This window comes from Pantoea deleyi, assembly GCF_022647325.1.
Classification (GTDB): Bacteria; Pseudomonadota; Gammaproteobacteria; order Enterobacterales; family Enterobacteriaceae; genus Pantoea; species Pantoea deleyi.
Genome location: NZ_CP071405.1, coordinates 860,756 through 885,756, shown reverse-complemented (window position 1 = coordinate 885,756; position 25,001 = coordinate 860,756). Strand labels below are relative to the sequence as shown.

Genomic DNA, 25,001 nt, shown 5'->3' with positions numbered 1-25,001 from the left:
CTGGCGTCTCCTTAGAAATAACCCTGACGTTTTTTCAGTTCCATCGAACCGGACTGATCGCGATCGATCACGCGGCCCTGACGCTCGCTGGTGGTGGAAACCAGCATCTCTTCGATGATCTCCGGCAGCGTCTGCGCCTCTGACTCGACGGCGCCGGTCAGCGGCCAGCAGCCCAGCGTGCGGAAACGCACCATCCGCTCGGTGATCTTTTCGCCCGGCTGCAGGTTGATGCGATCGTCATCGATCATCATCAGCATGCCATCACGCTCCAGCACCGGACGCGGCGCGGCGAGATAGAGCGGCACGATCTCGATGTTTTCCAGGAAGATGTACTGCCAGATATCCAGTTCGGTCCAGTTCGACAGCGGGAAGACGCGGATGCTTTCGCCTTTGTTGATCTGACCGTTGTAGTTGTGCCACAGCTCAGGACGCTGGTTTTTCGGATCCCAGCGATGGAAGCGGTCGCGGAACGAGTAGATGCGCTCTTTGGCGCGGGACTTCTCTTCGTCACGACGTGCGCCGCCAAAGGCCGCGTCGAAACCATATTTGTTCAGCGCCTGCTTCAGCCCTTCGGTCTTCATGATGTCCGTGTGTTTGGCACTGCCGTGAACAAAGGGGTTGATCCCCATCGCCACGCCTTCCGGATTGCGGTGAACCAGCAGCTCTGCGCCCATCGCCTTCACGGTGCGGTCACGGAATTCGTACATTTCACGGAATTTCCAGCCGGTATCCACATGCAGCAGCGGGAACGGCAGCGTGCCCGGATAGAAGGCTTTGCGCGCCAGATGCAGCATGACGGACGAGTCTTTACCGATGGAATACATCATCACCGGATTGCTGAACTCCGCCGCCACTTCGCGAATGATGTGGATACTCTCCGCCTCCAGCTGACGCAGATGAGTGAGTCGTTTTTGGTCCATGATTTTCCCTCAAGCCAGATTGACAACGGCGGACTCGCGAGCCCCCTGCTGTGCCGAATGTTTAAACCAGGCGAGTTGCCCGTGCAGATTTACCACCTCTCCAATCACCAGCAGCGCCGGAGTGGGTGCTGAGGCGGCCAGCGCCTCAAGTTGTTCTAAGGTGCCGGTCAGCACCTGCTGATCCTGGCGGGTGCCGCGACTGATGACCGCCACCGGCGTGGATGGCGCGCGGCCATGCGCAATCAGGGCTTCGCTGATCGCGGCCGCTTTCACGGTGCCCATATAGATCGCCAGCGTCTGACGCGCACGCGCCAGCGAGGGCCAGTCGATGTCATGCCCGTCCGGACGGCAGTGACCGGTAATAAACATCACGCTCTGCGCGTAGTCGCGATGCGTCAGCGGAATTCCGGCGTAGGCCGTTGCGCCTGCGGCGGCCGTAACGCCTGGCACCACCTGAAAGGGAATGCCCGCCTGCTGGGCCGCCTGCAGCTCTTCGCCGCCGCGGCCAAAGATAAAGGGATCGCCCCCCTTGAGCCGCACGACCCGCTTACCCTTAAGCGCCAGTGAAATCAGCAGCTGGTTGATCTCGTCCTGCGGCAGCGTATGGGCGCTGGCGCGTTTGCCGACGCAGATGCGGTCGGCATCGCGGCGCACCAGGTCCAGCACCTCTTCGCTGACCAGGTGGTCGTAAAGCACCACGTCGGCCAGCTGCATCACCTGCAGGCCGCGCAGCGTCAGCAGGCCGCTGTCGCCAGGGCCTGCGCCCACCAGGAAGATCTCACCCTGACGGGTCGGCTCCGCCTGGAGTTCGCGGTCGAGCGTCAGTTTCGCCTCTTCGACATTGCCGGCGGATATCTGACTGGCAAACTGCCCGTCAAAGGCGCGTTCCCAGAAGCGGCGGCGATCCGACATGCGGCTGAAGCGCTGTTTGACCTTATCGCGCCAGAGTCCGGCCACCTCCGCCATCTGTCCCAGCGAGGCGGGCAGCAGCGTTTCGATTTTTTCACGCAGCATACGGGCCAGCACCGGCGCGGTGCCGCTGGAGGAGATCGCCACCACCAGCGGTGAGCGGTCCACAATTGAGGGGAAGATAAAGGTGCATTTCGGCTGGTCATCGACCACGTTAACCAGCTTGTGCCGCGCGTTGGCGGCTTCAAATACCTGGGTATTGAGGGCGTTGTCGTCGGTGGCGGCAATCACCAGAAAAACGTTGTCCAGCTGGGCCGGATCGAATGCGGTCGCCACCCACTCCAGTTCCTGCTCATCCCGCAGTGCCTGCAGTTCAGGGCAGAGCTCACGGGACGCGATCTGGATACGCGCGCGCGCGCGACGCAGCAGTTCAATTTTACGCGCCGCAATATCTCCACCGCCGACAACCAGAACCGGGCGGCCAGAGAGATCGGCAAAAAGAGGCAGATAGTTCACGTTAACCCTGATGTTTTAACTTTGTATTAACGCGACTATACGTCGCGGGGTTCAGGCAGATGAAATTACGAATTGGAATGAGTAGTTACCGAATGGAATAACGCCCCCGCAAAGCACAGAACAAATTGATCTTAACGGATGAAATTTAATGGCTTTTTCGTGAGCCGTTTCACAGATTCAGGCGCATCGCCGCCGGACCAAAAGCAGATAAGTGCCAGCAATAAAGGCAGGCAGTGCTGAGCGACGGGGCCACCGCCCGAATCCACTCGCCGGATGGCCGCGCAAAAGGCGTATAATGCGGCCAGCGTGACGGCCTCTGGCCCGCATGCAGAACGGCTACCGTATAACGAAAAAAAGGATGCATTATGTCTGGTTCCCTCCGCCTGAGGGTCGCGACAGTTTTGTTTGGCGCACTCATCTCCCCGCTGGCGCTGGCCATGCCGACCGGTCAGTTTGCCGAGCAGCAGGTCCGGCACATCGCCACCCTGTTCCCCGGCCGCATGAGCGGCAGCCCGGCAGAGCTGATGGCAGCGGACTATCTGCAGCAGCAATTTACCGCACTGGGCTATCAGACCAATACCCGGCAGTTCAACACCGGCTACAGATGGCAGGAAGATGACGGCTCGCAGCGCTGGCATAAACTCACCGCCACCTCGGTCATTGCCGCACGCACAGGCAGCGTGCCGCAGGAAATCCTGATCGTGGCGCACCTCGATACCTGGACGCCGCAGAACAGCAGCCAGGCGCGCCGCAACCTCGGCGGCCTGCGTCTGCAGGGGGTCGACGATAATGCGTCGGGCCTGGGCGTGATGCTGGAGCTGGCCCAGCAGCTGAGCCATAAACCGCTGCACTACGGCATACGCTTTGTGGCGCTGAGCGCCGGGGAAGCGGATCTGCACGGCATGGACGATTATGTTGAGCGGATGAGCGCGCGTGAAAAGAAAAACACGCTGCTGGTGATCGATCTGAACAGCCTGATCACCGGCGATCATCTCTATTTCAACAGCGGCATGAACACGCCCCGCGTCGTGCGTAAGCAGACCAGCGAACGCGCGCTGGCGCTGGCGCGTCAGCAGGGTATTCCGGCGGCCAGTCACCCGATCAGCCACAAAGATTTTAAAGGCCCGAATGCCTTCGACCGCGCGGGCTTCCCGCTGCTGGATGTGACCGCCAGCAACTGGGCGCTGGGCAACAAGGATGGCGGCATCCAGCGTCATCGCAGCCGTCACTTTCCGGATGGCGTCACCCGTCATCAGACCGATCTGGATAACCTGACCTATCTCGACCGCTGGCTGCCGGGCCAGATTACCCTGCGAACCCGCGACAGCGTGCGCGTGCTGCTGCCGCTGATCAGCGAACTGACCAACCCCAAAGTGTAAGGATCTGACATGTACGTGGTCTTTCTGAACTATATTCGTCCGGTTGAGGAGGTGGAGGCGCTGCTGTCCCCCCATATCGACTGGCTTAATCGCTATTTTGCGGCAGAGGTGTTTATCGCGGCGGGCCGCAAAGATCCGCGCACCGGCGGGATGCTGCTGGTCAGGGATATGGAACGGGAACGGCTGGATGCGATTCTGGCGGAAGATCCGTTTGTTGCCGTGGCGCAGTATGAAGTGACAAAGGTTAATGTGACCCGGTCGGCAGAGGCTTTTGTCGCCTTAACCGGGATTTAGCAGCGGCCGCCGGTCAGGGCTTCTCTCCCGGTGCGGGAGAGAAGCTCAGCATCAGCCTTCGTGCAGGCCGCACTCGCGTTTCAGCCCGAAGAAGCGCGTCTCCTCTTCTGCCATGCCCGGTTCCCACTTGCGGGTGGTATGGGTATCGCCCACGGAGAGATAGCCCTCATCCCACAGCGGGTGGTACTTCAGCTTGTGCTGCTCCAGATACTGATGAATCTGACGGTTATCCCAGTCGATAATCGGCAGCAGCTTGAAGACGCCACGCTGTACGCCCAGCACCGGCAGGTTGGCCCGGCTGCCGGACTGATCGCGGCGCAACCCGGCAAACCAGGTCTGCGCACCCAGCGTTTCCAGGGCGCGGTTCATCGGTTCAACCTTGTTGATCTCGTTATATTTCTCAATCCCCTCGACGCCCTGCTCCCACAGTTTGCCGTAGCGCGCTTCCTGCCAGGCCGGTGAGGTGATGGCGCGGAAGACTTTGAGATTGAGATTGAGCTGGTCGGCCAGCTCATCAATAAAACGATAGGTTTCCGGGAAGAGATAACCGGTGTCCGTCAGGATCACCGGGATATCGGGCTGCTGACGCGTCACCAGATGCAGCGACACCGCGGCCTGAATCCCGAAGCTGGATGAGAGCACGTAGGCGCCCGGCAGATTCTCCAGCGCCCAGCTCACCCGCTCTTCCGCTGAGGCTTTCTCCAGCTGCGCATTGGTCGCGGCCAGCGCCATCGCGCGCTGGACCTTAGACATCGCATTCAGTGCGGCGAGGTCGGGCTGACTCATTTTGCTTCCTCCCAGAAATCGCGTGCCGGGTCCAGCACCGGCGCAACAATGCCCGCGCGGATGGTGAAGTCACCAAAGCCTTCGGCGGCCTGGCGTTCGGTGGCCCAGCGTCCCACCAGTTCATCAATGGTGGCGAGAATTTCGCTTTCGTTAATGTTTTCCCGGTACATACGGGGGATGCGCGTCCCGGTGCGGTTACCGCCCAGGTGCAGGTTGTAGCGACCCGGCGCTTTACCCACCAGGCCCAGCTCTGCCAGCATGGCACGGCCACAGCCGTTAGGACAACCGGTGACGCGTAACACAATGTGCTCATCACCCACGCCATGCGCATGCATGATCCCTTCGACTTTGGTCACGAACGCAGGCAGGAAGCGCTCGGCTTCGGCCATCGCCAGCGGACAGGTCGGGAAAGCGACGCAGGCCATAGAGTTTTCACGCTGCGGTGTCACCTGCTCCATCAGACCATGTTCACGGGCAATCGCTTCAATCTTCGCTTTTTCACTTTCCGGCACGCCCGCCACAATCAGGTTCTGGTTGGCGGTCAGGCGGAAATCGCCCTGATGGATCTTCGCAATTTCCGCAATCCCGCTTTTCAGCGGACGGCCCGGATAGTCGAGCAGACGGCCGTTTTCGATAAACAGCGTCAGATGCCATTTATTGTCGATGCCTTTGATCCAGCCGATCCGATCGCCACGGGTGGTAAATTCATACGGACGGATCGGATCGAAGGTGACGCCTGCGCGCTTCTCGACTTCCGCTTTAAAGGTGTCGACGCCAACGCGCTCCAGGGTGTACTTGGTCTTGGCGTTTTTACGATCGGTACGGTTACCCCAGTCGCGCTGCGTCGTGACAACCGCGGCGGCCACATCCAGGATCTTCTCTGCCGGGAAATAGCCAAACTCGCTGGCGGTACGGGCGTAAGTGGCTTTGTTGCCGTGCTCGATCGACAGACCGCCACCGACCAGCAGGTTAAAGCCTACCAGCCTGCCCTGCTCGGCCACGGCGACAAAGTTCAGATCGTTGGCGTGCAGATCCACATCGTTGTGCGGCGGGATCACTACGGTCGTTTTGAATTTACGCGGCAGATAGGTTTCGCCGAGGATCGGCTCCTCATCGGTGGTCGCGACTTTTTCCTGATCCCACCAGATCTCCGCATAGGCGCGGGTGCGCGGCAGCAGGTGCTCAGAGAGCTTCTTCGCCCACTCGTACGCTTCCTGATGCAGTTCTGACTCCACTGGGTTCGAGGTACAGAGCACGTTACGGTTGACGTCGTTGGCGGTCGCCAGCGCATCCAGCCCCACTTCGTGCAGCATCTGGTGCGTCGGCTTCACGTTCTTCTTCAGAATGCCGTGGAACTGGAAGGTCTGGCGGTTCGTCAGACGGATGCTGCCATAAATCGTTTTATCGGTGGCAAATTTGTCAATAGCCAGCCACTGGGTCGGCGTAATGATGCCGCCCGGCAGACGGCAGCGCAGCATCATGGCGTGACGCGGCTCCAGCTTCTGCCCGGCACGCTCGGCACGGATATCGCGGTCATCCTGCTGGTACATGCCGTGGAAACGGATCAGCAGGAAGTTATCGCCGGTAAAGCCGCCGGTCAGACCCTCTTCCAGATCTTCTTTGATGGTGCCGCGCAGATAATTGCTCTGCTTCTTCAGGCGCTCGGCATCTGACAGTTTGCCTTCTACAACCAGCGGTCCAGGGTGTTTATCGCTCATTAGTAAACGTCTCGCTGATAACGGCGCTCAATGCGCAGCTCACTTAAAAATTCATCGGCCGCTTCACGATCCATTCCGCCGTGCTCGACCACCACATCCAGCAGTGCCTGCTCGACGTCTTTTGCCATACGATTCGCATCACCACAGACATAAAGGTGTGCGCCCTCTTCGATCCAGCGCCACACTTCCGCCCCTTTCGCGCGGATCTTATCCTGCACGTAAATCTTTTCGGCCTGATCGCGTGACCAGGCGAGATCGATGTGGGTCAGCAGGCCATCCTTCACATATTTCTGCCACTCCACCTGATAGAGGAAATCCTCCGTAAAGTGCGGATTACCAAAGAATAGCCAGTTTTTACCGCCAGCACCGTCGTTGTCGCGCTGCTGCATAAAGGCGCGGAACGGGGCGATGCCGGTGCCCGGGCCGATCATGATCACCGGCGCATCCGGATTGGCCGGCAGGCGGAAATTGTCGTTATGCTCGATGAAGACGCGGACTTCGCCCTCTTCTTCGATGCGATCGGCCAGCCAGGTCGAGGCTCCGCCGCCGCGCTGGCGACCTTCGATGTCGAAGCGAACAGCGCCGACGGTAATGTGCACTTCGCTGTCGGTTTCCGCCTGGGATGAGGCGATGGAGTAGAGTCGCGGCGTCAGCGGACGCAGCAGCGTGGTCAGCTGCTCGGCCGTGAGTTCAGCCGGAGCCAGACGCACCATGTCCACAATCGGATAGCGCTGCGCATACTGCTGCAGGCGCGCCTTATCCTCCACCAGCGACAGCAGTTCCGCATCTTTCGACAGCTGAGCGTACTGCGCCACGATCTGCGCAGTGTTCACCGTCAGTTCAAAATGTTTCTGCAGCGCCTCTGCCAGCGGCAGCGAGGTCCCGTTAACCGTGACCGGCTCATCGCCTTTCAGCCAGACCAGCGCCAGCAGCTCGCTGACCAGCGCCGCATCGTTCTCATACCAGACGCCCAGCGCATCGCCAGGCTGGTAGCGCAGACCCGACTCGCCCAGATCGATTTCGATATGGCGCACATCTTTGTCGGAGTCACGGCCGGTGATCTTCTGGTTCACCGCCAGGCTTGCGCTGAGCGGTGCCTCTTTGCTATAGGGGCTGGTGGTGACTTCGTTGACGCTGCCTGCTGCAGTCGCCGCCGCCTGAGCTGGCGATTCGACGGGCACGCGCTGTTTCAGGATCGCCGTCAGCGCGCTGCGCCAGGCGGTGGCCTGATCCGCATACTCGACATCGGCATCGACCCGATCCAGCAGACGCTCGGCGCCCAGCTCGGCCAGGCGGCTGTCGAAATCTTTGCCCGCCTGACTGAAGAATTCGTAGGAGGTGTCGCCCAGGCCAAAGACGGCAAAGGCAGCACCGTCCATTTTCGGTGCCTTTTTCGACATCAGGAATTTATGCAGCGCGACCGCCTCTTCCGGCGGCTCGCCTTCCCCCTGGGTGGAGGTCACGACGACCAGCAGCTTCTCCTGGCCAATCTGTTTGAACTTGTAATCCCCGGCATTCACCAGGCTGACGTTCAGCTTCGCGGCCAGCAGGTCATCGCGCAGCTGCTCAGCCAGCCGGCGGGCGTTGCCCGTCTGCGAGGCGGAAAGCAGCGTAATCGCTGGCGCCTCTACCGCGGCGGGCGGCGGGGTGGCGACGGCGCTGCCCGGGGTCTGTTCCACCCGGCCCCAGAAATAGCCTGACAGCCACGCCAGTTGAGTCGGGGAATAATCTGTCGTCGCCGCCTGTAAGCGGGCGAGTTGTTCCGGGGAGAGCGGAAGCATTGAACCAGGTGCCTGAGTCGTCATCGCGTAAAAAATTCCAGTATCAGAAGTCCGGACCGTAAATGGCGGAAGAGTACGTAGGTTACCGGGCTGTATATTAACGATTAAATACACCTTCGACATATCAAATAACCAAAATGACTAAGTGGTTTTCCAGATAGGCTTAATCGCTAAAAGTGGTAATCAAAGCGGTGATATATCAGTTAATTAGCTGGGCACCCGTGAGCGGTGCGGTGGGGAAAGAGACGCTTTGTGCTATGCGGGTGCGAAAAAAGCGCTAATCAGGTAGAATCCAGCGGTTTTTAAATGTCTGAGAACCACTATGTCTACCACCCTGTTTAAAGAGTTCCAGTTCGAAGCCGCGCACCATTTACCGAATGTGCCGGCCGGACACAAATGTGGCCGTCTGCACGGTCACTCGTTCCTGGTTCGTCTGGAGATCACCGGCGAAGTGGATGCGCATACCGGCTGGGTAATGGATTTTGCTGAATTAAAAGCGGCGTTTAAGCCGGTCTATGATCGGCTGGATCACTACTACCTGAATGAGATTCCCGGCCTGGAAAATCCCACCAGCGAAGTGCTGGCCAGATGGATCTGGGATCAGATGAAGCCGCAGCTGCCGCTGTTAACCGCGGTTATGATCAAAGAAACCTGCACTGCAGGCTGCGTTTACCGCGGCTAACCCTGTCGGATCGAAGTTTTCGATCCGACACGTCCCCTCTCCGCTCCCGCTCACCTTAGGTTTAGCTCCCCGGCGCGCTGCCGCAGGGTCAGGCAATATTGAGATATTTGTGGGTCTGCATCGACAGACGCCAGTTGCGGGCAATGCAGGTTTCAATGCAGAGCCGGGTGGCATCCTCTTTGCGGCTGATCGGCTGTAACGCGATGATACGCGCTTTGGCATCGTTGACGCCTGCCAGCAGCTGATCCAGCGCTTCCACATCCCGCTCACGGGCGACCGGATGTTTGATCTCATCGGCCCGGCTCAGCGCCTGATCCAGCACGTCGTAGCCGCCGCGCATGTTGACCTTGGGCGAGACGGTCACCCAGGTCTGTCCGGAACAGTGGATCTCATGCGTGCCGCTGGTTTCGATCTGGCACTGGAAACCCTGCTCTTCCAGGGCTGCGGTCAACGGACGCAGGTCGTAGATCGCCGGTTCACCGCCGGTGATAACCACGTGCCGGGCCGTCCAGCCCTGCTCTGCGATGGCGCGCAGCAGCGTCGCCGCGTCGGCGTCGCCCCAGGCGTCGCTTTCCACCGTTTTAATCAGAATATCGCCCAGCGAAGTTTCCCGATCTGCCCGCTTTTCCCAGGTATGTTTGGTATCGCACCAGCTGCAGCCTACCGGGCATCCCTGCAGGCGAATGAAGATAGCAGGTACGCCGGTGTAATAGCCTTCGCCCTGCAGCGTCTGGAACATTTCGTTAATCGGGTAGAACATTTTTTACTCACCTGGAGAAATCGGGGCGCTGATTATGGCAGATTTGCCGCGCAGCTCAACCACGCGTCGTGCTTTTTCTCTGCGCCGGAGAGAATAGAGAAAGGCGCGTTAAGACGGCGGACAGGCGCAAAGCGTTTCGCGCAGGGAATTGTGCGGGCCGGGCTGGCGAAGAGGCCGGGTCTGGCCGTTTGCTGCCGGGCCGACGCCTTCGCATCGGTAAACCGCCGCCAACAAAAAGCCCCGCACGGGGCGGGGCTTTCAGCATCTGTGATGCCGCGTGAAGCGACATCAGCAGGGGTCATTACTGACCTTTAACTTCTTTCAGACCGTTGAATGGCGCTTTAGAACCCAGCGCTTCTTCGATACGGATCAGCTGGTTGTACTTAGCAACACGGTCAGAACGGCTCATTGAACCGGTTTTGATCTGGCCTGCAGCGGTACCGACCGCCAGGTCAGCGATGGTCGCGTCTTCAGTTTCGCCTGAACGGTGAGAGATCACAGCGGTGTAGCCTGCATCTTTCGCCATTTTGATCGCAGCCAGGGTTTCGGTCAGAGAACCGATCTGGTTGAACTTGATCAGGATGGAGTTAGCGATACCTTTTTCGATACCTTCTTTCAGGATTTTGGTGTTGGTTACGAACAGGTCGTCACCCACCAGCTGAATTTTGTCGCCCAGGACTTTGGTCTGGTAAGCGAAGCCGTCCCAGTCAGATTCGTCCAGGCCATCTTCGATAGAGACGATCGGATACTGTTTAGTCAGATCTTCCAGGAAGTGGGTGAACTCTTCTGAGGTGTAAGCTTTACCGCCTTCACCGGCCAGAACGTATTTGCCATCTTTGTAGAACTCAGATGCCGCACAGTCCATTGCCAGGGTGATGTCTTTGCCCAGCTCGTAGCCCGCTGCTTTTACCGCTTCTGCGATAACGGCCAGCGCTTCGGCGTTGGAACCCAGGTTTGGTGCGTAGCCGCCTTCGTCACCGACAGCGGTGCTCATGCCTTTGCTTTTCAGCACTTTTGCCAGGTTGTGGAACACTTCAGAACCCATACGGATGGCTTCTTTAACGTTTGACGCGCCAACCGGCTGGATCATGAATTCCTGGATGTCGACGTTGTTGTCGGCATGTTCGCCACCGTTGATGATGTTCATCATTGGCAGAGGCATAGAGTATTTACCTGGGGTGCCGTTCAGTTCAGCGATGTGCTCATACAGCGCCTGACCTTTAGAGGCTGCAGCGGCTTTCGCCGCGGCCAGCGAAACAGCCAGAATGGCGTTAGCGCCGAAGTTAGATTTGTTCTCAGTACCGTCCAGGTCGATCATGATCTTGTCGATGTTCGCCTGATCTTTCGCGTCTTTGCCTTTTACCGCTTCAGCAATCGGACCGTTTACTGCTGCAACGGCTTTAGTTACGCCTTTGCCCAGGAAACGTGATTTGTCACCGTCACGCAGTTCCAGCGCTTCGCGTGAACCGGTAGACGCACCTGATGGCGCAGCCGCCAGGCCGACGAAACCGCCTTCCAGATGCACTTCAGCTTCAACAGTCGGGTTACCACGTGAGTCGATAATTTCGCGACCGATGACTTTTACGATTTTGGACATTACGATTTTCCTCAGTACAAGTTAGTCAATCCTAAGACAAGCAACGCGCGAAAAGTTCGCGCGCTGCCTGTGAAACTTACTTCGCTAAACGCTTCTGATGCTCATGCGCGGCTTTCACAAAGCCGGCAAACAACGGATGGCCGTCGCGCGGGGTCGAGGTAAACTCCGGGTGGAACTGGCAGGCTACAAACCAGGGGTGGTTCGGGATCTCAATGATCTCGACCAGCTGATCGTCGCCAGAACGTCCCGCCACACGCAGACCGGCTGCTTCAATCTGCTTTAACAGCATATTGTTGACTTCGTAACGGTGGCGATGGCGCTCAACGATGGTGTCAGAGCCGTAGAGCTGACGAACCTGGCTGCCCGGCGTTAACTGACACTGCTGGCTGCCCAGACGCATGGTGCCGCCCAGATCGCTCTGCTCGCTGCGGACTTCGACGTTGCCATCTTCGTCACGCCATTCGGTGATTAACGCCACCACCGGGTATTTACAGTCTGGCACAAATTCCGTGGAGTTGGCGCCCGGCATCCCGGCCACGTTGCGGGCAAACTCCATCAGCGCGACCTGCATTCCCAGGCAGATGCCGAGGTAAGGTACGTTGTTTTCACGGGCGTACTGCGCGGTCATCAGCTTGCCTTCCACGCCACGGTAACCGAAGCCACCCGGGATCAGAATCGCATCCAGATCTTTCAGTAATTCGACACCGCGTGATTCAACATCCTGCGAATCGATCAGCTTGATGTTAACGGTCACACGGTTTTTCAGGCCGCCATGCTTCAGCGCTTCAATCACAGATTTGTAGGCGTCAGGCAGCTCAACATATTTGCCCACCATACCGATGGTCACTTCACCACCCGGATTGGCTTCTTCGTAGATCACCTGCTCCCACTCGGCCAGGTTGGCTTCCGGTGCGTTCAGGTTGAAACGCTTGCAGATATAGTCATCCAGGCCCTGCGATTTCAGCATGCCCGGGATCTTATAGATGGAATCGACGTCTTTCAGCGAGATAACCGCTTTTTCAGGGACGTTACAGAACAGCGCAATTTTGCCGCGTTCGTTGGCCGGAACGGCGCGATCGGAACGGCAAATCAGCACGTCAGGCTGGATACCAATCGACAGCAGCTCTTTTACCGAGTGCTGGGTCGGTTTGGTTTTCACTTCACCCGCCGCCGCCATGTACGGCACCAGCGTCAGGTGCATATACATGGTGTGTTCGCGGCCCACGTCGACGGCCATCTGGCGAATCGCTTCCAGGAACGGCAGCGATTCGATATCCCCTACCGTGCCGCCGATTTCGACCAGCACCACATCGTGCCCTTCGCCGCCTTCAATGATGCGCTCTTTGATGGCGTTGGTGATGTGCGGGATAACCTGAATGGTGGCGCCCAGATAGTCGCCACGGCGCTCTTTGCGCAGGACTTCTGAGTAGATACGGCCAGTGGTGAAGTTGTTACGGCGCGACATTTTGGTGCGGATGAAGCGCTCATAGTGACCCAAATCCAGATCGGTTTCGGCGCCGTCGTCGGTGACGAACACTTCACCGTGCTGCGTCGGGCTCATGGTGCCTGGATCCACGTTGATATACGGGTCCAGCTTCATGATGGTCACGTTCAGACCACGGGCTTCGAGAATGGCTGCGAGGGAGGCTGCGGCAATGCCTTTACCCAGAGAGGAAACGACCCCGCCGGTCACAAAAATATAATTCGTTGTCATGCTGAACCTGAGAGTTTAGGTTTAAAGACGGTGGAATAACCAGGACGGGAAAACAGTATACTGGAAACCGCTATCAGCCACAATTGATGAATCACAGCCATCCTCCAACGCATTGCTACGGCTAACATAGCGGATAGCCGTCGGCGAAATGTTGACGTGCGTCACAAAGTTGCTGCTGCGCTGAATCGAGTAAGCGAGAACGGCGACTTTATGCACAGCGCTGGAATAATCAGCGCTTCTCGTCTGATTTCACCTGCTGCCAGGCGGCTTCCATCTGCTCCAGCGTCGCGCCCGGCATCGCCAGCCCCTGCGCCGTGATGATCGCCTCAACCTGACGGAACCGGCGCTCGAATTTGTCGTTGGCTTTCTGCAGCGCGGTTTCCGCTTTGCTGCCCAGATGCCGCGACAGGTTCACCGTCGCAAACAGCAGGTCGCCAATCTCCTCCTCCAGCTTCTCGCTGTCCACTACGCTCTGCTGCGCCTCGTGCATCACCTCATCGATCTCTTCGTGCACCTTCGCCACCACCGGCCCCAGCGTGCTCCAGTCGAAGCCGACATTGTGGCAGCGCTTCTGAATCTTGTGGGCGCGCATCAGCGCGGGCAGCGCTTTCGGGATATCATCCAGCGCCGAGTGCTGGGCTTTGTCCGCCCGTTCAGCGGTTTTAATCGCTTCCCAGTTTTTCAGCACCTCATGGCTGGTTTCAGCCGTGGCATCGCTAAAGATGTGCGGATGACGGCGCTCCAGCTTGTCGCTGATGGCGTGACAGATATCCTCAAAGTTGAAGCGATCCTGTTCGCTCGCCATCTGCGCATAAAACACCACCTGAAACAGCAGATCGCCCAGCTCACCGCGCAGATCCTCAAAATCTTCGCGCTGAATGGCATCCAGCACTTCATACGTCTCTTCCAGCGTATAGGGGGCGATGGAGGCAAAGGTCTGTTCGCGATCCCACGGACAGCCCTGCTGCGGGTCGCGCAGGGTTTTCATGATGCCAAGCAGGCGATCAGTAGCGTTCATTTCAGGCGGGTCCTTAACGTGTCAGATAGGGGGCGAAGCGCGAGGCGACAGCCGGACGCTGAATCGCGTCCGGCTCGTTCAGGTGGTGCAGAGAACACCCGCGCAACCTCGTCCGGCCGGTTGCTCCGCTGGCTGCCACTCAGTGCAGGCGACGGGCGTCGATGATATCAGAGACCTGATTCAGGCGCGCCAGCACCCGTCCCAGGACCTGATGGTTGTAGATTTCGATATCCATGTCGATGGTCGCCAGCTGCTTGCGGGTGTCGCTGCGGCTTGAGACGCCCAGAACATTGACCTTCTCGTTGGCGAGAATCGTCGTGATATCGCGCAGTAAACCGCTGCGATCGTTGGCGGTGACGCGCACCACCAGCGAGTAGCCGCTGGAGTAGCTTTCGCCCCACACCGCATCGACGATACGTTCCGGCGCATGGGAGATAAGCTCCGCCAGCTGGTCACAGTCGGCGCGGTGAATCGAGATCCCGCGGCCCTGAGTGATAAAGCCAACGATGTCATCGCCGGGTATCGGCTGGCAGCAGCGGGCGATGTGGTGCATCAGATTGCCCACGCCCTCTACCACGACACGTCCGCTCTCTTTGCGGGCCGAAGGCGTATGCGCCTTCTGGGTCAGCTGACGCAGCGCTTCGCGATCTTCCTCTTCGGCGCTCGGCTTGTTCAGCTTCGCCTGCAGGAAGTTAACCATCTGGTTGAGGCGAATATCACCGCCGCCGATCGCCGCCAGTAGCTCCTCCAGCGAGGTCACGTTGTAGCGCGGCAGCAGCAATTTTTCCGCTTCGCGCAGGCTGATATCCAGCTGGTTCAGCTCGTTGTCGAGAATCTGGCGGCCGGCGACAATGTTTTTGTCGCGATCCTGCTTGCGGAACCAGTTATGGATCTTCGACCGTCCGCGGCTGGTGGTGATATAGCCCAGATTCGGGTTGAGCCAGTCGCGGCTCGGGTTCGGCTGCTTCTGCGTGATGACTTCGACCTGGTCACCCATCTGCAACTGATAGGTGAACGGCACGATGCGGCCACCGATTTTTGCGCCGATGCAGCGGTGACCGATGTCGCTGTGAATATGGTAGGCAAAGTCGAGCGGGGTCGAGCCCGCAGGCAGATCCACCACGTCACCTTTCGGGGTAAAGACGTAGACCCGGTCATCAAACACCTGACTGCGGACCTCTTCCAGCAGCTCGCCGGAGTCGGCCATCTCCTCCTGCCAGCTGATGAGCTTACGCAGCCAGGCGATACGCTCTTCGTGACCGGCCGCACCGCGCGCACTGCTGGAGGTCGGGCCCTCTTTATATTTCCAGTGCGCCGCCACGCCCAGCTCGGCGTCTTCGTGCATCTGGCGGGTACGGATCTGGATCTCCACCGTTTTGCCCTGCGGCCCTAACACCACGGTGTGAATCGACTGATAGCCGTTGGGCTTGGGGTTCGCGACATAATCGTCGAACTCGCTGGGCAGATGGCGATAGAGCGTATGCACCGTACCCAGCGCGCCGTAACAGTCCTGCAGGCGGTCGGCCACGATGCGCACCGCCCGCACGTCAAACAGCTCGTCGAAGGCCAGCGACTTCTTCTGCATCTTGCGCCAGATGCTGTAGATATGTTTCGGACGGCCATAGACTTCGGCGCGGACACCCTCTTTGGCCATCTCTTTACGCAGATTATTGACGAAATTGTCGATGTACTGCTCACGGTCAATCCGCCGCTCATGCAGTAGCTTCGCGATGCGCTTGTATTCGTCGGGATGGAGGTAGCGGAAGCAGTAATCTTCCAGCTCCCATTTGAGCTGGCCGATCCCCAGCCGGTTGGCCAGGGGCGCATAGATATTGGTGCTCTCTTTGGCGGCCAGCACCCGCTCATCTTCCGGCGCATCTTTCATTTCGCGCAGGTTCATGATGCGTTCGGCCAGCTTCAGCACCACGCAGCGGAAATCTTCCACCATCGCCAGCAGCATACGGCGGACATTATCCACCTGTTCAGATGCCATGGAGTCGTTATGGATGGCTTTCAGCTGGCGGATGGCGTCCATGTCGCGCACGCCGTGGACCAGCGAGACGATGCCTTTACCGACCGCGGTTTCCAGCTCCTCTTCGCTCACCACTTCATCGTTAGCCAGCGGGAAGATCAGCGCCGCACAGAGGCTTTCGATATCCATGCTGAGCATCGAGAGGATTTCCACCATCTCGATGCCGCGCCACAGCAGCAGCGACTGATCGGGATGGTCCTGCGTCTGCGCTTCACAGTAGCGCCAGGTCTCGGCAACGCGTTGACATGATTGCGGGTTGGCAATACCGAGACTGGCGATCCACTGGTCGAGGGCGAAATCTCCCTCGGTATTTAAATGCGCACTTCTGACCGCAACCATAACCTCTCCTGCATAACGACATACATCGCTTATGTTTTTCTGAACAGCACCATGGATTCGAGATGACGGGTATGGGGGAACATATCCAGCATCGCGACCCTTTCCAATTGGTAGCCCGCCGACAGCAATGTCTGGCTGTCGCGGGCGAGTGTGGTGGGATTACACGAAACATAGACCACGCGCTCTGGTGCAAGTTTAACCACATGCGCCATAACGCCCGCAGCCCCGGCGCGTGCCGGATCGAGTAATACCTTGTTAAATCCCTGTGCCGCCCACGGCTGGCGCGACACCTCTTCTTCCAGATTATGCTGAAAGAAACTGACATTTTTAAGATTATTCAGATCAGCATTATACGCTGCCTGCCGCACTAATGCTGCAATCCCCTCCACACCTACGACATTTTGTACGAAGATTCCTATAGGAAGTGTGAAGTTTCCCATGCCGCAAAAGAGATCCAGCACCCGGTCTTCGGGCTGCAGATCGAGCCAACTTATGGCTGTCGCCACCATCTGCTGATTCACGCCATCGTTAACCTGAATAAAATCCTGTGGACTAAAGGTTAGCTTAAGCTGATGCGCATGATAAAACGGCGTCGATGTCTGCAGGGCGGTCAGCGCATCCTCGCCCGCGTCCAGAAACAGCATCAGCTGGTGCTCATGCGAAAACTGTTCCAGTTTTTCACGATCGTCCGCATGGAGCGCATCAAGATGGCGCAGGATCATCAGCGGGCCATTGTCGGCCAGCACCAGATCCACATGACCGAGCCGACGCACCGCCCGCAGCCCGCTGAGGCAGTGGTGCAGCGGAACCAGCAATGCCTCAAGTTCGGGCACCAGAACAGGGCAGTGCTGCACATCGACCAGATCGTTGCTGGCCGCCTGCCGGAATCCCATCTGCAGCCGCTGCGCCTTGTTGTGCCACTGCAGGCCCAGCCGGGCGCGGCGGCGATAACCCCAGGGCGCCCCGGCGATGATCTCGTCGACCGGAACAGTCTGGTCTGCGGCCTGGCTCAGCATCCGGCTCAGCGCCTGGGCTTTGCTCTGCTGCTGGAGCGCCACGTCCGCATGCTGCTGCTGGCAGCCGCCGCAGCGTTCATAGTGCGGACAGGGTGGCGTCACACGTGCCGGACTGCGGCTGAGCAGTCGTGTCACTTTCGCCCGGGCAAATTGACGTTTATCCTCTGTCAGCGTGACCTCCGCCTGTTCACCCGGCAGAGCGCCCGTAACAAACAGGGTTTTGCCCTTGTGGCGCGCCACGCCCTGCCCGAACGGGTCAAGCTCATCGATGGTGACGGTGATGCGCTGTTGCGTCGTCACGCGCTGTTTTGCAACGTAAAATTGCGCCATAGTGTTCTTCTTTCTCTTTATCGATACGGCCTGCAGAGTGTCACCGACAGCCTGCACAGGGACGTTAATGCCGGAGTAGCCAGGCGACTATTATGACCAAATACAGCCTGCGGGCGCGAATGATGATTTTAATTCTGGCACCCGTGCTGATGGTTGGCCTGCTGCTCAGCTCATTTTTTGTGGTGCACCGCTACAACGAGCTGCAGCGCCAGGTCATCGATGCCGGGGCCAACATCATCGAACCGCTGGCGATCTCCAGCGAATACAGCATGACCTGGCACAACCGGGATGCCATGCGCGAACTGGTCAGCCTGCTGCATCGCCGCCATTCGGGGATCGTCCGGGCGATCTCGGTATTTGATAACCATAACCAGCTCTACGCCACTTCCAATCACAAGCAGAACCTCAGCCTGCAGCAGCAGGCTGACATCAGCGCCCTGCCCGATGATGTCTCAATGGAGCGTCACGGCAGCCTGCTGATTCTGCGCACCCCGATTACCAGCGAGCGCTACGACGCGGATGAGCTTCCCGAGGAGGACGCCAAACCCTCGGGCAATCCGCTGGGCTACGTGGCGATAGAGCTGGATCTGCAGTCGGTGCGTCTCCAGCAGTATAAAGAGGTGTTTGTCGCCACCCTGATGCTGCTCTTCTGTCTCTGCCTCGCCATGCTGTTCGCCTACCGTCTGATGCGCGACGTCACCGGGCCGATCCGCAATATGGTCACCACCGTTGACCGCATCCGGCGTGGCCAGCTCGACAGCCGCGTAGAGGGCTACATGCTGGGTGAACTCAGCATTCTCAAGAACGGCATCAACGCGATGGCGATGTCGCTCACCGCCTATCACGAAGAGATGCAGCACAATATTGATCAGGCGACTTACGACCTGCGCGAAACGCTGGAGCAGCTGGAGATTCAGAACGTGGAGCTGGATCTGGCGAAGAAGCGCGCCCAGGAAGCGGCGCGCATCAAGTCGGAGTTTCTGGCCAATATGTCCCATGAGCTGCGCACGCCGCTGAACGGGGTGCTGGGCTTCACCCGGCAGATGCTGAAGACCCAGCTGCGCACGACCCAGCGTGACTACATGCAGACCATCGAACGCTCGGCCAACAACCTGCTCAGCATTATCAACGACGTGCTCGATTTCTCGAAGCTGGAAGCGGGCAAGCTGATGCTGGAGGCGATCCCCTTCCCGCTGCGCGCCACGCTGGATGAGACGCTGGTGCTGCTCGCCCCCTCGGCGCATGAAAAGGGGCTGGAGCTGACGGTCGTGTGTGACAGCAGCGTGCCGGACAACGTGATTGGCGATGCGCTGCGCCTGCAGCAGATCCTGATTAACCTGATCGGCAACGCGATTAAGTTTACCGAGCAGGGGTATGTGGGCCTGCGCGTCGGGCAGCGTGTGATCACCCAGTCGCGCGTCGAGCTGGAGATTCAGGTAGAGGACAGCGGCATCGGCATCTCTGAACAGCAGCAGACCCAGCTGTTCCAGGCGTTCCGTCAGGCTGATGCCAGCATTTCGCGCCGCCACGGCGGAACCGGGCTGGGGCTGGTCATCACTCAGAAACTGGTGCGGGAGATGGGCGGCGATATTACCTTCAGCAGCCAGCCGGATCAGGGATCGACCTTTGTGATTCGCGTGCAGCTCGACCTTAACCCGAACGCGCCGGGGATGCCTCGCGTCCTGGAGGCGCTGTCGCACGCGCGCATCGCCTACGTGGAGGCGGACACCATCGTGGCCAGCGCGGCGCTGGAGATGCTGAGCGCCACGCCGCTGCAGATCGACTACAGCGAAACGCTGGAAGGATTGAAAGAGGCGCACTATCCGCTGCTGCTGATGGCGATGCCGGTCGATGTCAGCCAGCCTGAACTGCTCAGTGAGAGAAGAATCAACGCGCTGCTGGAGCGGGCAGATAACGTGCTGATGGCGCTGCCGAGTCCGATGATGCTGCTGGCCGATGAGCTGAAAGTGCGCGGCATTGATGGTTGCATCGCGAAGCCGATCTCCCTGACGCGCCTGCTGCCCATGTTGCTGGATCTGCACACCCGGCAGATGAGCGAACTGCCGCTCTCTCCCCGTCTGCCGCTGACGGTGATGGCGGTGGATGATAACCCCGCCAACCTCAAGCTGATTGGCGCGCTGCTGGAGGAGCAGGTGCAGAATATCCTGCTGTGCAGCAACGCCGAACACGCCATCCGGGAGGCGCGCCAGCATGCGCTGGATGTGATCCTGATGGATATTCAGATGCCTGATATTGATGGCATCCGCGCCAGCGAAATCATCCGCACCCTGCCGCATCACGCCAGTACGCCGATCGTGGCAGTCACTGCGCACGCCATCGATGGTGAACGTGAGCAGTTGATCAAGGCCGGCATGAACGACTATCTCGCCAAGCCCATCGATGAGAGCAAGTTAAGACAGCTGCTGGCGCGCTATACGCCGCCGCCAGTGGTGCCGGTGCCGGAACTGCCTGCCATTTTACCGACGCTGGACTGGCAGCTGGCGCTGCGACAGGCGGCTAACAAGCCCGACCTGGCGCGCGATCTGCTGCGGATGCTGCTGGAGTTTTTGCCGGAAGTGCACGCGAAGATCGCGCAGTTTATGGCGGATAACGACCTCAGCGCCCTGCGCGAAATCATTCATAAGCTGCATGGCAGTGCCAGCTACAGCGGCGTGCCGCGCATGAAGCAGCTCTGCCATCAGCTGGAGAAAGAGCTGCCTGAAGTCAGCGATATCGTGGCGCTGGAGCCGGAACTGCTGGAGTTGCAGGATGAGATGGAGAACGTCGCCAGAGAAGCCCGGCAGCTGCTGGGCATGACGTAAACACCGGATGCCTTCGGGGCCGCAGAGGCAGCCCCGTCAGCGCAGCGGGCGCGTTCTTACGCCCTGTTAAGCTGCGCGCTCAGACCCGCAGTGGCAGAGAGGCCCGGCGCCGGTGAGAGGGCATGAAAGCCGGCCAGCTTCAGCGTGGCCGCCACATTACGCGCCGTCATCTCGACGTTCTTTCCGGCGCTGGCGAGCGCCTCATCCAGGGTGCAGATGCTGTAGAGCACGCTGAAGACCGCATCGATGCCGTGCTGATGCACCACTCCCACATCCGCCGTCAGGCTTCCCGCGATGCCAATGACCGGCTTATTAAACCGCTTAGCGACGCTGGCGACCCCGATCGGCACCTTGCCATTAATGCTCTGGCTGTCGATACGCCCCTCTCCGGTGATCACCAGGTCGGCATCTTTCACCTGCTCCGCCAGCCCCAGCGCCTCCGTGACAATCTCAATGCCGCGCCGCAGCTCCGCGTGACAGAAGGCGTGCAGCGCAGCCCCCATCCCGCCCGCTGCGCCGCCGCCCGGAATCGTCAGTACATCAATATCGAGGTCGCGCTGAATGATCGCGGCGTAGTGCGCCAGCGCCTGATCGAGCTGCTGCACCAGCGCAGGAGTCGCCCCCTTCTGCGGACCAAATATCGCCGAGGCGCCCTCTTTGCCGGTCAGCGGATTAGTTACGTCGCAGGCCACCTCAATGCGGCAGCGCTGAAGGCGGGCGTCCAGCGCGTCGATGTCGATGCTGGCAAGCCCGGCGAGCGCCCCGCCGCCGTGGCCGATCTGCTGACCGCTGGCGTCCAGCAGCCGCGCACCCAGCGCCTGCATCATTCCGGCACCGCCATCATTAGTGGCGCTGCCGCCGATCCCGATGATGATGTGGTCGACCCCTTTATCCAGCGCATGTCTGATCAGCTCACCGGTGCCGAAGGAGGTGGTGATCAGCGGGTCGCGCTGGGAGGCGGGCACCCGCTCCAGCCCGCTGGCCGCGGCCATCTCGATATAGGCCGTTGACTCATCGCCGGAGAGGCCATAAAAGGCATCAACCTGAGTGCCCAGCGGCCCGGTCACCGTCAGCCTGACGATCTTTCCCTTCGTCGCCGCCACCATCGCTTCTACCGTGCCTTCGCCACCGTCGGCGACCGGTATTTTCACGTAATGCGCATCGGGGAAGATCTCGCGGAACCCCGCTTCAATCGCCGATGCCACATCCAGGGCGGATAAACTCTCTTTATATGAATCCGGTGCGATTACGATTTTCATAGGCAATCCGAGCGCTGTTGAGTAATTGAAACGGCTCTGAACCAGTCCGGTTCCGGAAAACCGGCACCAGGTTTTAGCGGGCGATTTCAACCTTCGCTAACTTCTCATAATAGCAGGCCAGCGCGCTGTGGTCGGCGTTACCCTGCCCGTCGTTGCGCAGCGCCTGCATCATCTCCATTACCGCCGCCGTAAGCGGCAGATGCGCGCCAATGCCGTGCGAGGTATCCAGCGCGTTCGCCAGATCCTTGATATGCAGATCGATGCGGAAGCCGGGTTTGAAGTTGCGATCCATCACCATCGGCGCTTTGGCATCCAGCACCGTACTGCCCGCCAGCCCGCCGCGAATCGCCTGATAGACCAGATCCGGATTGACCCCGGCTTTCGTCGCCAGCGACAGGGCTTCGGACATCGCCGCAATGTTCAGCGCCACAATGACCTGATTAGCCAGCTTCGTGACGTTGCCTGCGCCGATGTCGCCGGTATGCACGACCGAACCTGCCATCGCTTTCATGATGTCATAGCACTGATCAAATACCGCTTTATCGCCGCCGACCATCACCGAGAGCGTGCCCTCGATCGCTTTAGGTTCACCGCCACTGACCGGCGCATCCAGCATTTTGATCTGCTTTTCTGCCAGCGCATCGTGCACTTCCCGGCTCGCCAGCGGCGCAATCGAACTCATGTCGATCACCACCAGGCCCGGCTTCGCGCCCTCAATAATGCCCTCTTTTCCCAGACAGACCTCTTTAACCTGCGGCGAATTGGGCACCATGGTAATCACCACGTCGCACTGTTCAGCCACCTCTCTGGGCGATTTCGCCACGGTCGCACCTAGCGCCGTCAGCTCCGCTTCGTTGCTGGCGTTGTGGTCGCGCACCACCAGCGCGTAGCCGGCTTTCAGCAGATTTTTACTCATGGGTTTGCCCATAATGCCCAGGCCGATGAATCCGATTTTCATTGCGTTCCCCTTGATCAATTAGCGCTTAAATTTGTCGCACAGCGCCTGTGAGGCGTTGCGGAACATCCCGACGTCGCTGCCGACCGCCACAAAGGTGGCTCCCCACTCCAGATAGCGACGCGCGTCCGCCTCTACCGGTGCCAGAATACCGCTCGGCTTACCGGCCGCTCTGGCGCGCTCAAAAATGTGTTTAATGACGTTCAGTACCTCAGGATGCGCGGGCTGACCGAGGTAGCCCAGCGCGGCCGAGAGATCGCCCGGCCCGACAAAGATCCCGTCAACCCCGTCGACCGCCGCGATGGCGTCAATGTTGTCGACCGCCTGCTGGGTTTCGATCTGCACCAGCACCGTGATGTTGTCATTGATCTGCTGGTTATAGTCGGGCAGCGTGCCGTACATGTTGCTGCGATGGGAGACGGAGACACCGCGGATACCGGCGGGCGGATAGCGGGTTGAGGCAACGGCTTGCCGCGCCTCCTCTTCCGTTTCGACAAAGGGCACCAGAAGATTGTTGAAGCCGATGTCCAGCAGACGTTTGATGATCACCGGCTCATTGCACGGCGGCCGCACCACCGCGGCGCTCTGGCTGCCTTTCAGCGCCATCAGCTGCGGCACAAACGTCGTAATATCGTTGGGTGCATGTTCACCATCGAGTACCAGCCAGTCAAAACCGGCCAGCCCCAGGATTTCCGTGGAGATGGGACTGGCCAGCGCGCACCAGCTGCCGATCAGGGTGTCGCCCGCTAACAGGCGGCGGCGGAATCCATTGGCCCAGGCTGCATTACTCATGTTTCAACTCCTGTGACGAGGGCTTCGCGGCGGAAGCCCGGAAGATTAACGAACCAGACACGGGCGCTTGTTATCGAACGTCCAGCCCGGCACTAAAAACTGCATCGCCTCGGCGTCATCGCGTGCGCCCAGCCCCTGCTTCTGATAGAGCGCGTTGGCCTGCATCACCTGGTCCATATCCAGCTCGACGCCGAGACCCGGCTTCTGCGGCACCTGCACCATGCCGCCTTTGATCTGGAACGGCTCTCTGGTCAGGCGCTGATTGCCCTCCTGCCAGATCCAGTGCGTATCGATGGCGGTGATCGCGCCCGGTGCGGCCGCAGCCACATGGGTGAACATCGCCAGCGAAATGTCGAAGTGGTTATTCGAGTGAGAGCCCCAGGTCAGGCCGAAGTCGTGGCACATCTGCGCCACCCGCACCGAGCCCTGCATCGTCCAGAAGTGCGGATCGGCCAGCGGAATGTCTACCGACTGCAGCGACAGGGTATGGCCCATCTGCCGCCAGTCGGTGGCGATCATATTGGTGGCTGTCGGCAGGCCGGTCGCGCGGCGGAACTCCGCCATCACTTCGCGGCCGGAGTAGCCCTGCTCAGCGCCACAGGGATCTTCCGCGTAGGCCAGCACATCCCTGAGCTGTTTACCGAGGATGATCGCCTCGTTGAGCGACCAGGCGCCGTTGGGATCGAGCGTAATCCGTGCGTCGGGGAAACGCTTCGCCAGCGCCGTCACCGCTTCGGCCTCTTCGCCGCCGCGCAGGACGCCGCCTTTCAGCTTGAAGTCGTTGAAGCCATATTTCTCGTAAGCCGCTTCCGCCAGGCGCACCACCGCATCCGGGGTGAGCGCCTCTTCGTGGCGCAGCCGGTACCAGTCGCACGGATCGTTCGGCTGGCTCTGATACGAGAGCGACGTCCTGGTGCGGTCGCCGATATAGAACAGGTAGCCGAGCATCTCCACCCGGTCGCGCTGCTGCCCGTCGCCCAGCAACGAGGCGACGTTAACCCCCAGGTGCTGGCCCAGCAGGTCAAGCAGCGCCGCCTCAATGCCGGTCACCACATGGATCGTGGTGCGCAGATCAAACGTCTGGTTGCCGCGTCCGCCAGCATCGCGGTCGGCAAAGGTGGAGCGCACCAGGCTGAGGGTATTTTTGTACTCGCCCAGCGTTTTACCGATCACCAGCGCCGCGGCATCCTCCAGCGTCTGGCGGATTTTTTCGCCGCCCGGAATTTCACCGACGCCGGTGTGGCCGGCGTTATCCTTAATGATCACAATGTTGCGGGTAAAGAATGGTGAGTGCGCACCGCTGAGGTTCAGCAGCATGCTGTCGTAGCCTGCCACCGGGATGACCTGCATGGCGGTTACTTTCGGTGTTGAACTCATCTCCT

The 25,001-nt window shown here is 59.6% G+C and carries 18 protein-coding genes and 1 pseudogene; 4 read left to right on the top strand and 15 right to left on the bottom strand.

Going from position 1 to position 25,001, the window contains the following annotated elements:
• Positions 1-11: 11 nt before the first annotated feature.
• Positions 12-920, bottom strand: coding sequence for a sulfate adenylyltransferase subunit CysD (gene cysD / locus J1C59_RS04275; RefSeq protein ID WP_128085826.1), 909 nt, complete (start codon positions 918-920; stop codon positions 12-14).
• Between the two features lie 9 nt (positions 921-929).
• Complete coding sequence (gene cysG, locus J1C59_RS04270; protein ID WP_128085825.1) at positions 930-2,345, bottom strand: siroheme synthase CysG; 1,416 nt, start codon at positions 2,343-2,345, stop codon at positions 930-932.
• A 365-nt stretch (positions 2,346-2,710) separates the two neighbouring features.
• Here cysG and J1C59_RS04265 point away from each other — a divergent pair, with 365 nt between their 5' ends.
• Positions 2,711-3,724 (top strand): aminopeptidase, encoded by a 1,014-nt coding sequence (locus J1C59_RS04265; protein WP_128085824.1) that lies wholly within the window; start codon positions 2,711-2,713, stop codon positions 3,722-3,724.
• A gap of 9 nt (positions 3,725-3,733) precedes the next feature.
• The gene (locus tag J1C59_RS04260; RefSeq protein ID WP_128085823.1) at positions 3,734-4,018 is read left to right on the top strand and encodes a YciI family protein; all 285 of its coding nucleotides are present in this window, start codon (positions 3,734-3,736) and stop codon (positions 4,016-4,018) included.
• 51 nt (positions 4,019-4,069) lie between these two features.
• On the opposite strand, the gene cysH is transcribed toward J1C59_RS04260, so the two are convergent.
• The 3 genes from cysH to cysJ are packed head-to-tail and all read right to left on the bottom strand — an operon-like array spanning position 4,070 to position 8,327.
• A complete protein-coding gene (gene cysH / locus J1C59_RS04255) occupies positions 4,070-4,804 on the bottom strand; it encodes a phosphoadenosine phosphosulfate reductase (protein ID WP_128085822.1) in 735 nt (244 codons plus the stop codon).
• Complete coding sequence (gene cysI, locus J1C59_RS04250) at positions 4,801-6,522, bottom strand: assimilatory sulfite reductase (NADPH) hemoprotein subunit (protein ID WP_128085821.1); 1,722 nt, start codon at positions 6,520-6,522, stop codon at positions 4,801-4,803. The genes cysH and cysI overlap by 4 nt, the downstream gene beginning before the upstream one ends.
• The gene (cysJ, locus tag J1C59_RS04245; protein WP_140917285.1) at positions 6,522-8,327 is read right to left on the bottom strand and encodes an NADPH-dependent assimilatory sulfite reductase flavoprotein subunit; all 1,806 of its coding nucleotides are present in this window, start codon (positions 8,325-8,327) and stop codon (positions 6,522-6,524) included. Before cysJ ends, cysI begins: the two co-directional genes overlap by 1 nt.
• 298 nt (positions 8,328-8,625) lie before the next feature.
• On the opposite strand from cysJ, the gene queD reads away from it, so the two are divergent.
• Positions 8,626-8,985 carry a 6-carboxytetrahydropterin synthase QueD gene (gene queD, locus J1C59_RS04240; protein ID WP_128086326.1) on the top strand — a complete coding sequence of 120 codons (360 nt, stop codon included), beginning with the start codon at positions 8,626-8,628 and terminating at the stop codon, positions 8,983-8,985.
• Between the two features lie 88 nt (positions 8,986-9,073).
• On the opposite strand, the gene queE is transcribed toward queD, so the two are convergent.
• The 6 genes from queE to rlmD form a co-directional block, all read right to left on the bottom strand.
• Positions 9,074-9,745, bottom strand: a complete 672-nt coding sequence (queE, locus tag J1C59_RS04235; RefSeq protein WP_128086325.1) for a 7-carboxy-7-deazaguanine synthase QueE — start codon at positions 9,743-9,745, stop codon at positions 9,074-9,076.
• A 301-nt stretch (positions 9,746-10,046) separates the two neighbouring features.
• Positions 10,047-11,342, bottom strand: a complete 1,296-nt coding sequence (gene eno / locus J1C59_RS04230) for a phosphopyruvate hydratase (protein WP_128086324.1) — start codon at positions 11,340-11,342, stop codon at positions 10,047-10,049.
• A 76-nt stretch (positions 11,343-11,418) separates the two neighbouring features.
• On the bottom strand, positions 11,419-13,056 hold the full coding sequence (pyrG, locus tag J1C59_RS04225) for a glutamine hydrolyzing CTP synthase (RefSeq protein ID WP_128086323.1): 1,638 nt from the start codon (positions 13,054-13,056) through the stop codon (positions 11,419-11,421).
• A 229-nt stretch (positions 13,057-13,285) separates the two neighbouring features.
• Complete coding sequence (mazG, locus tag J1C59_RS04220) at positions 13,286-14,074, bottom strand: nucleoside triphosphate pyrophosphohydrolase (protein WP_128086322.1); 789 nt, start codon at positions 14,072-14,074, stop codon at positions 13,286-13,288.
• 139 nt (positions 14,075-14,213) lie between these two features.
• Positions 14,214-16,445: a GTP diphosphokinase gene (gene relA, locus J1C59_RS04215; RefSeq protein ID WP_128086321.1), complete on the bottom strand. Its 2,232-nt coding sequence runs from the start codon at positions 16,443-16,445 to the stop codon at positions 14,214-14,216.
• Between the two features lie 29 nt (positions 16,446-16,474).
• The gene (gene rlmD, locus J1C59_RS04210; RefSeq protein WP_128086320.1) at positions 16,475-17,791 is read right to left on the bottom strand and encodes a 23S rRNA (uracil(1939)-C(5))-methyltransferase RlmD; all 1,317 of its coding nucleotides are present in this window, start codon (positions 17,789-17,791) and stop codon (positions 16,475-16,477) included.
• 92 nt (positions 17,792-17,883) lie between these two features.
• Here rlmD and barA point away from each other — a divergent pair, with 92 nt between their 5' ends.
• The gene (gene barA / locus J1C59_RS04205; RefSeq protein ID WP_128086319.1) at positions 17,884-20,613 is read left to right on the top strand and encodes a two-component sensor histidine kinase BarA; all 2,730 of its coding nucleotides are present in this window, start codon (positions 17,884-17,886) and stop codon (positions 20,611-20,613) included.
• A 122-nt stretch (positions 20,614-20,735) separates the two neighbouring features.
• On the opposite strand, the pseudogene J1C59_RS04200 reads toward barA, so the two are convergent.
• The 4 genes and pseudogenes from J1C59_RS04200 to gudD form a co-directional block, all read right to left on the bottom strand.
• Positions 20,736-21,872 (bottom strand): annotated as a pseudogene (locus tag J1C59_RS04200) (glycerate kinase); the annotation flags it as partial.
• 73 nt (positions 21,873-21,945) lie between these two features.
• Positions 21,946-22,830: a 2-hydroxy-3-oxopropionate reductase gene (gene garR / locus J1C59_RS04195; RefSeq protein ID WP_111141430.1), complete on the bottom strand. Its 885-nt coding sequence runs from the start codon at positions 22,828-22,830 to the stop codon at positions 21,946-21,948.
• An 18-nt stretch (positions 22,831-22,848) separates the two neighbouring features.
• On the bottom strand, positions 22,849-23,619 hold the full coding sequence (gene garL, locus J1C59_RS04190; RefSeq protein WP_128085990.1) for a 2-dehydro-3-deoxyglucarate aldolase: 771 nt from the start codon (positions 23,617-23,619) through the stop codon (positions 22,849-22,851).
• A 45-nt stretch (positions 23,620-23,664) separates the two neighbouring features.
• The gene (gudD, locus tag J1C59_RS04185; RefSeq protein ID WP_128085991.1) at positions 23,665-24,996 is read right to left on the bottom strand and encodes a glucarate dehydratase; all 1,332 of its coding nucleotides are present in this window, start codon (positions 24,994-24,996) and stop codon (positions 23,665-23,667) included.
• Positions 24,997-25,001 lie beyond the last annotated feature (5 nt).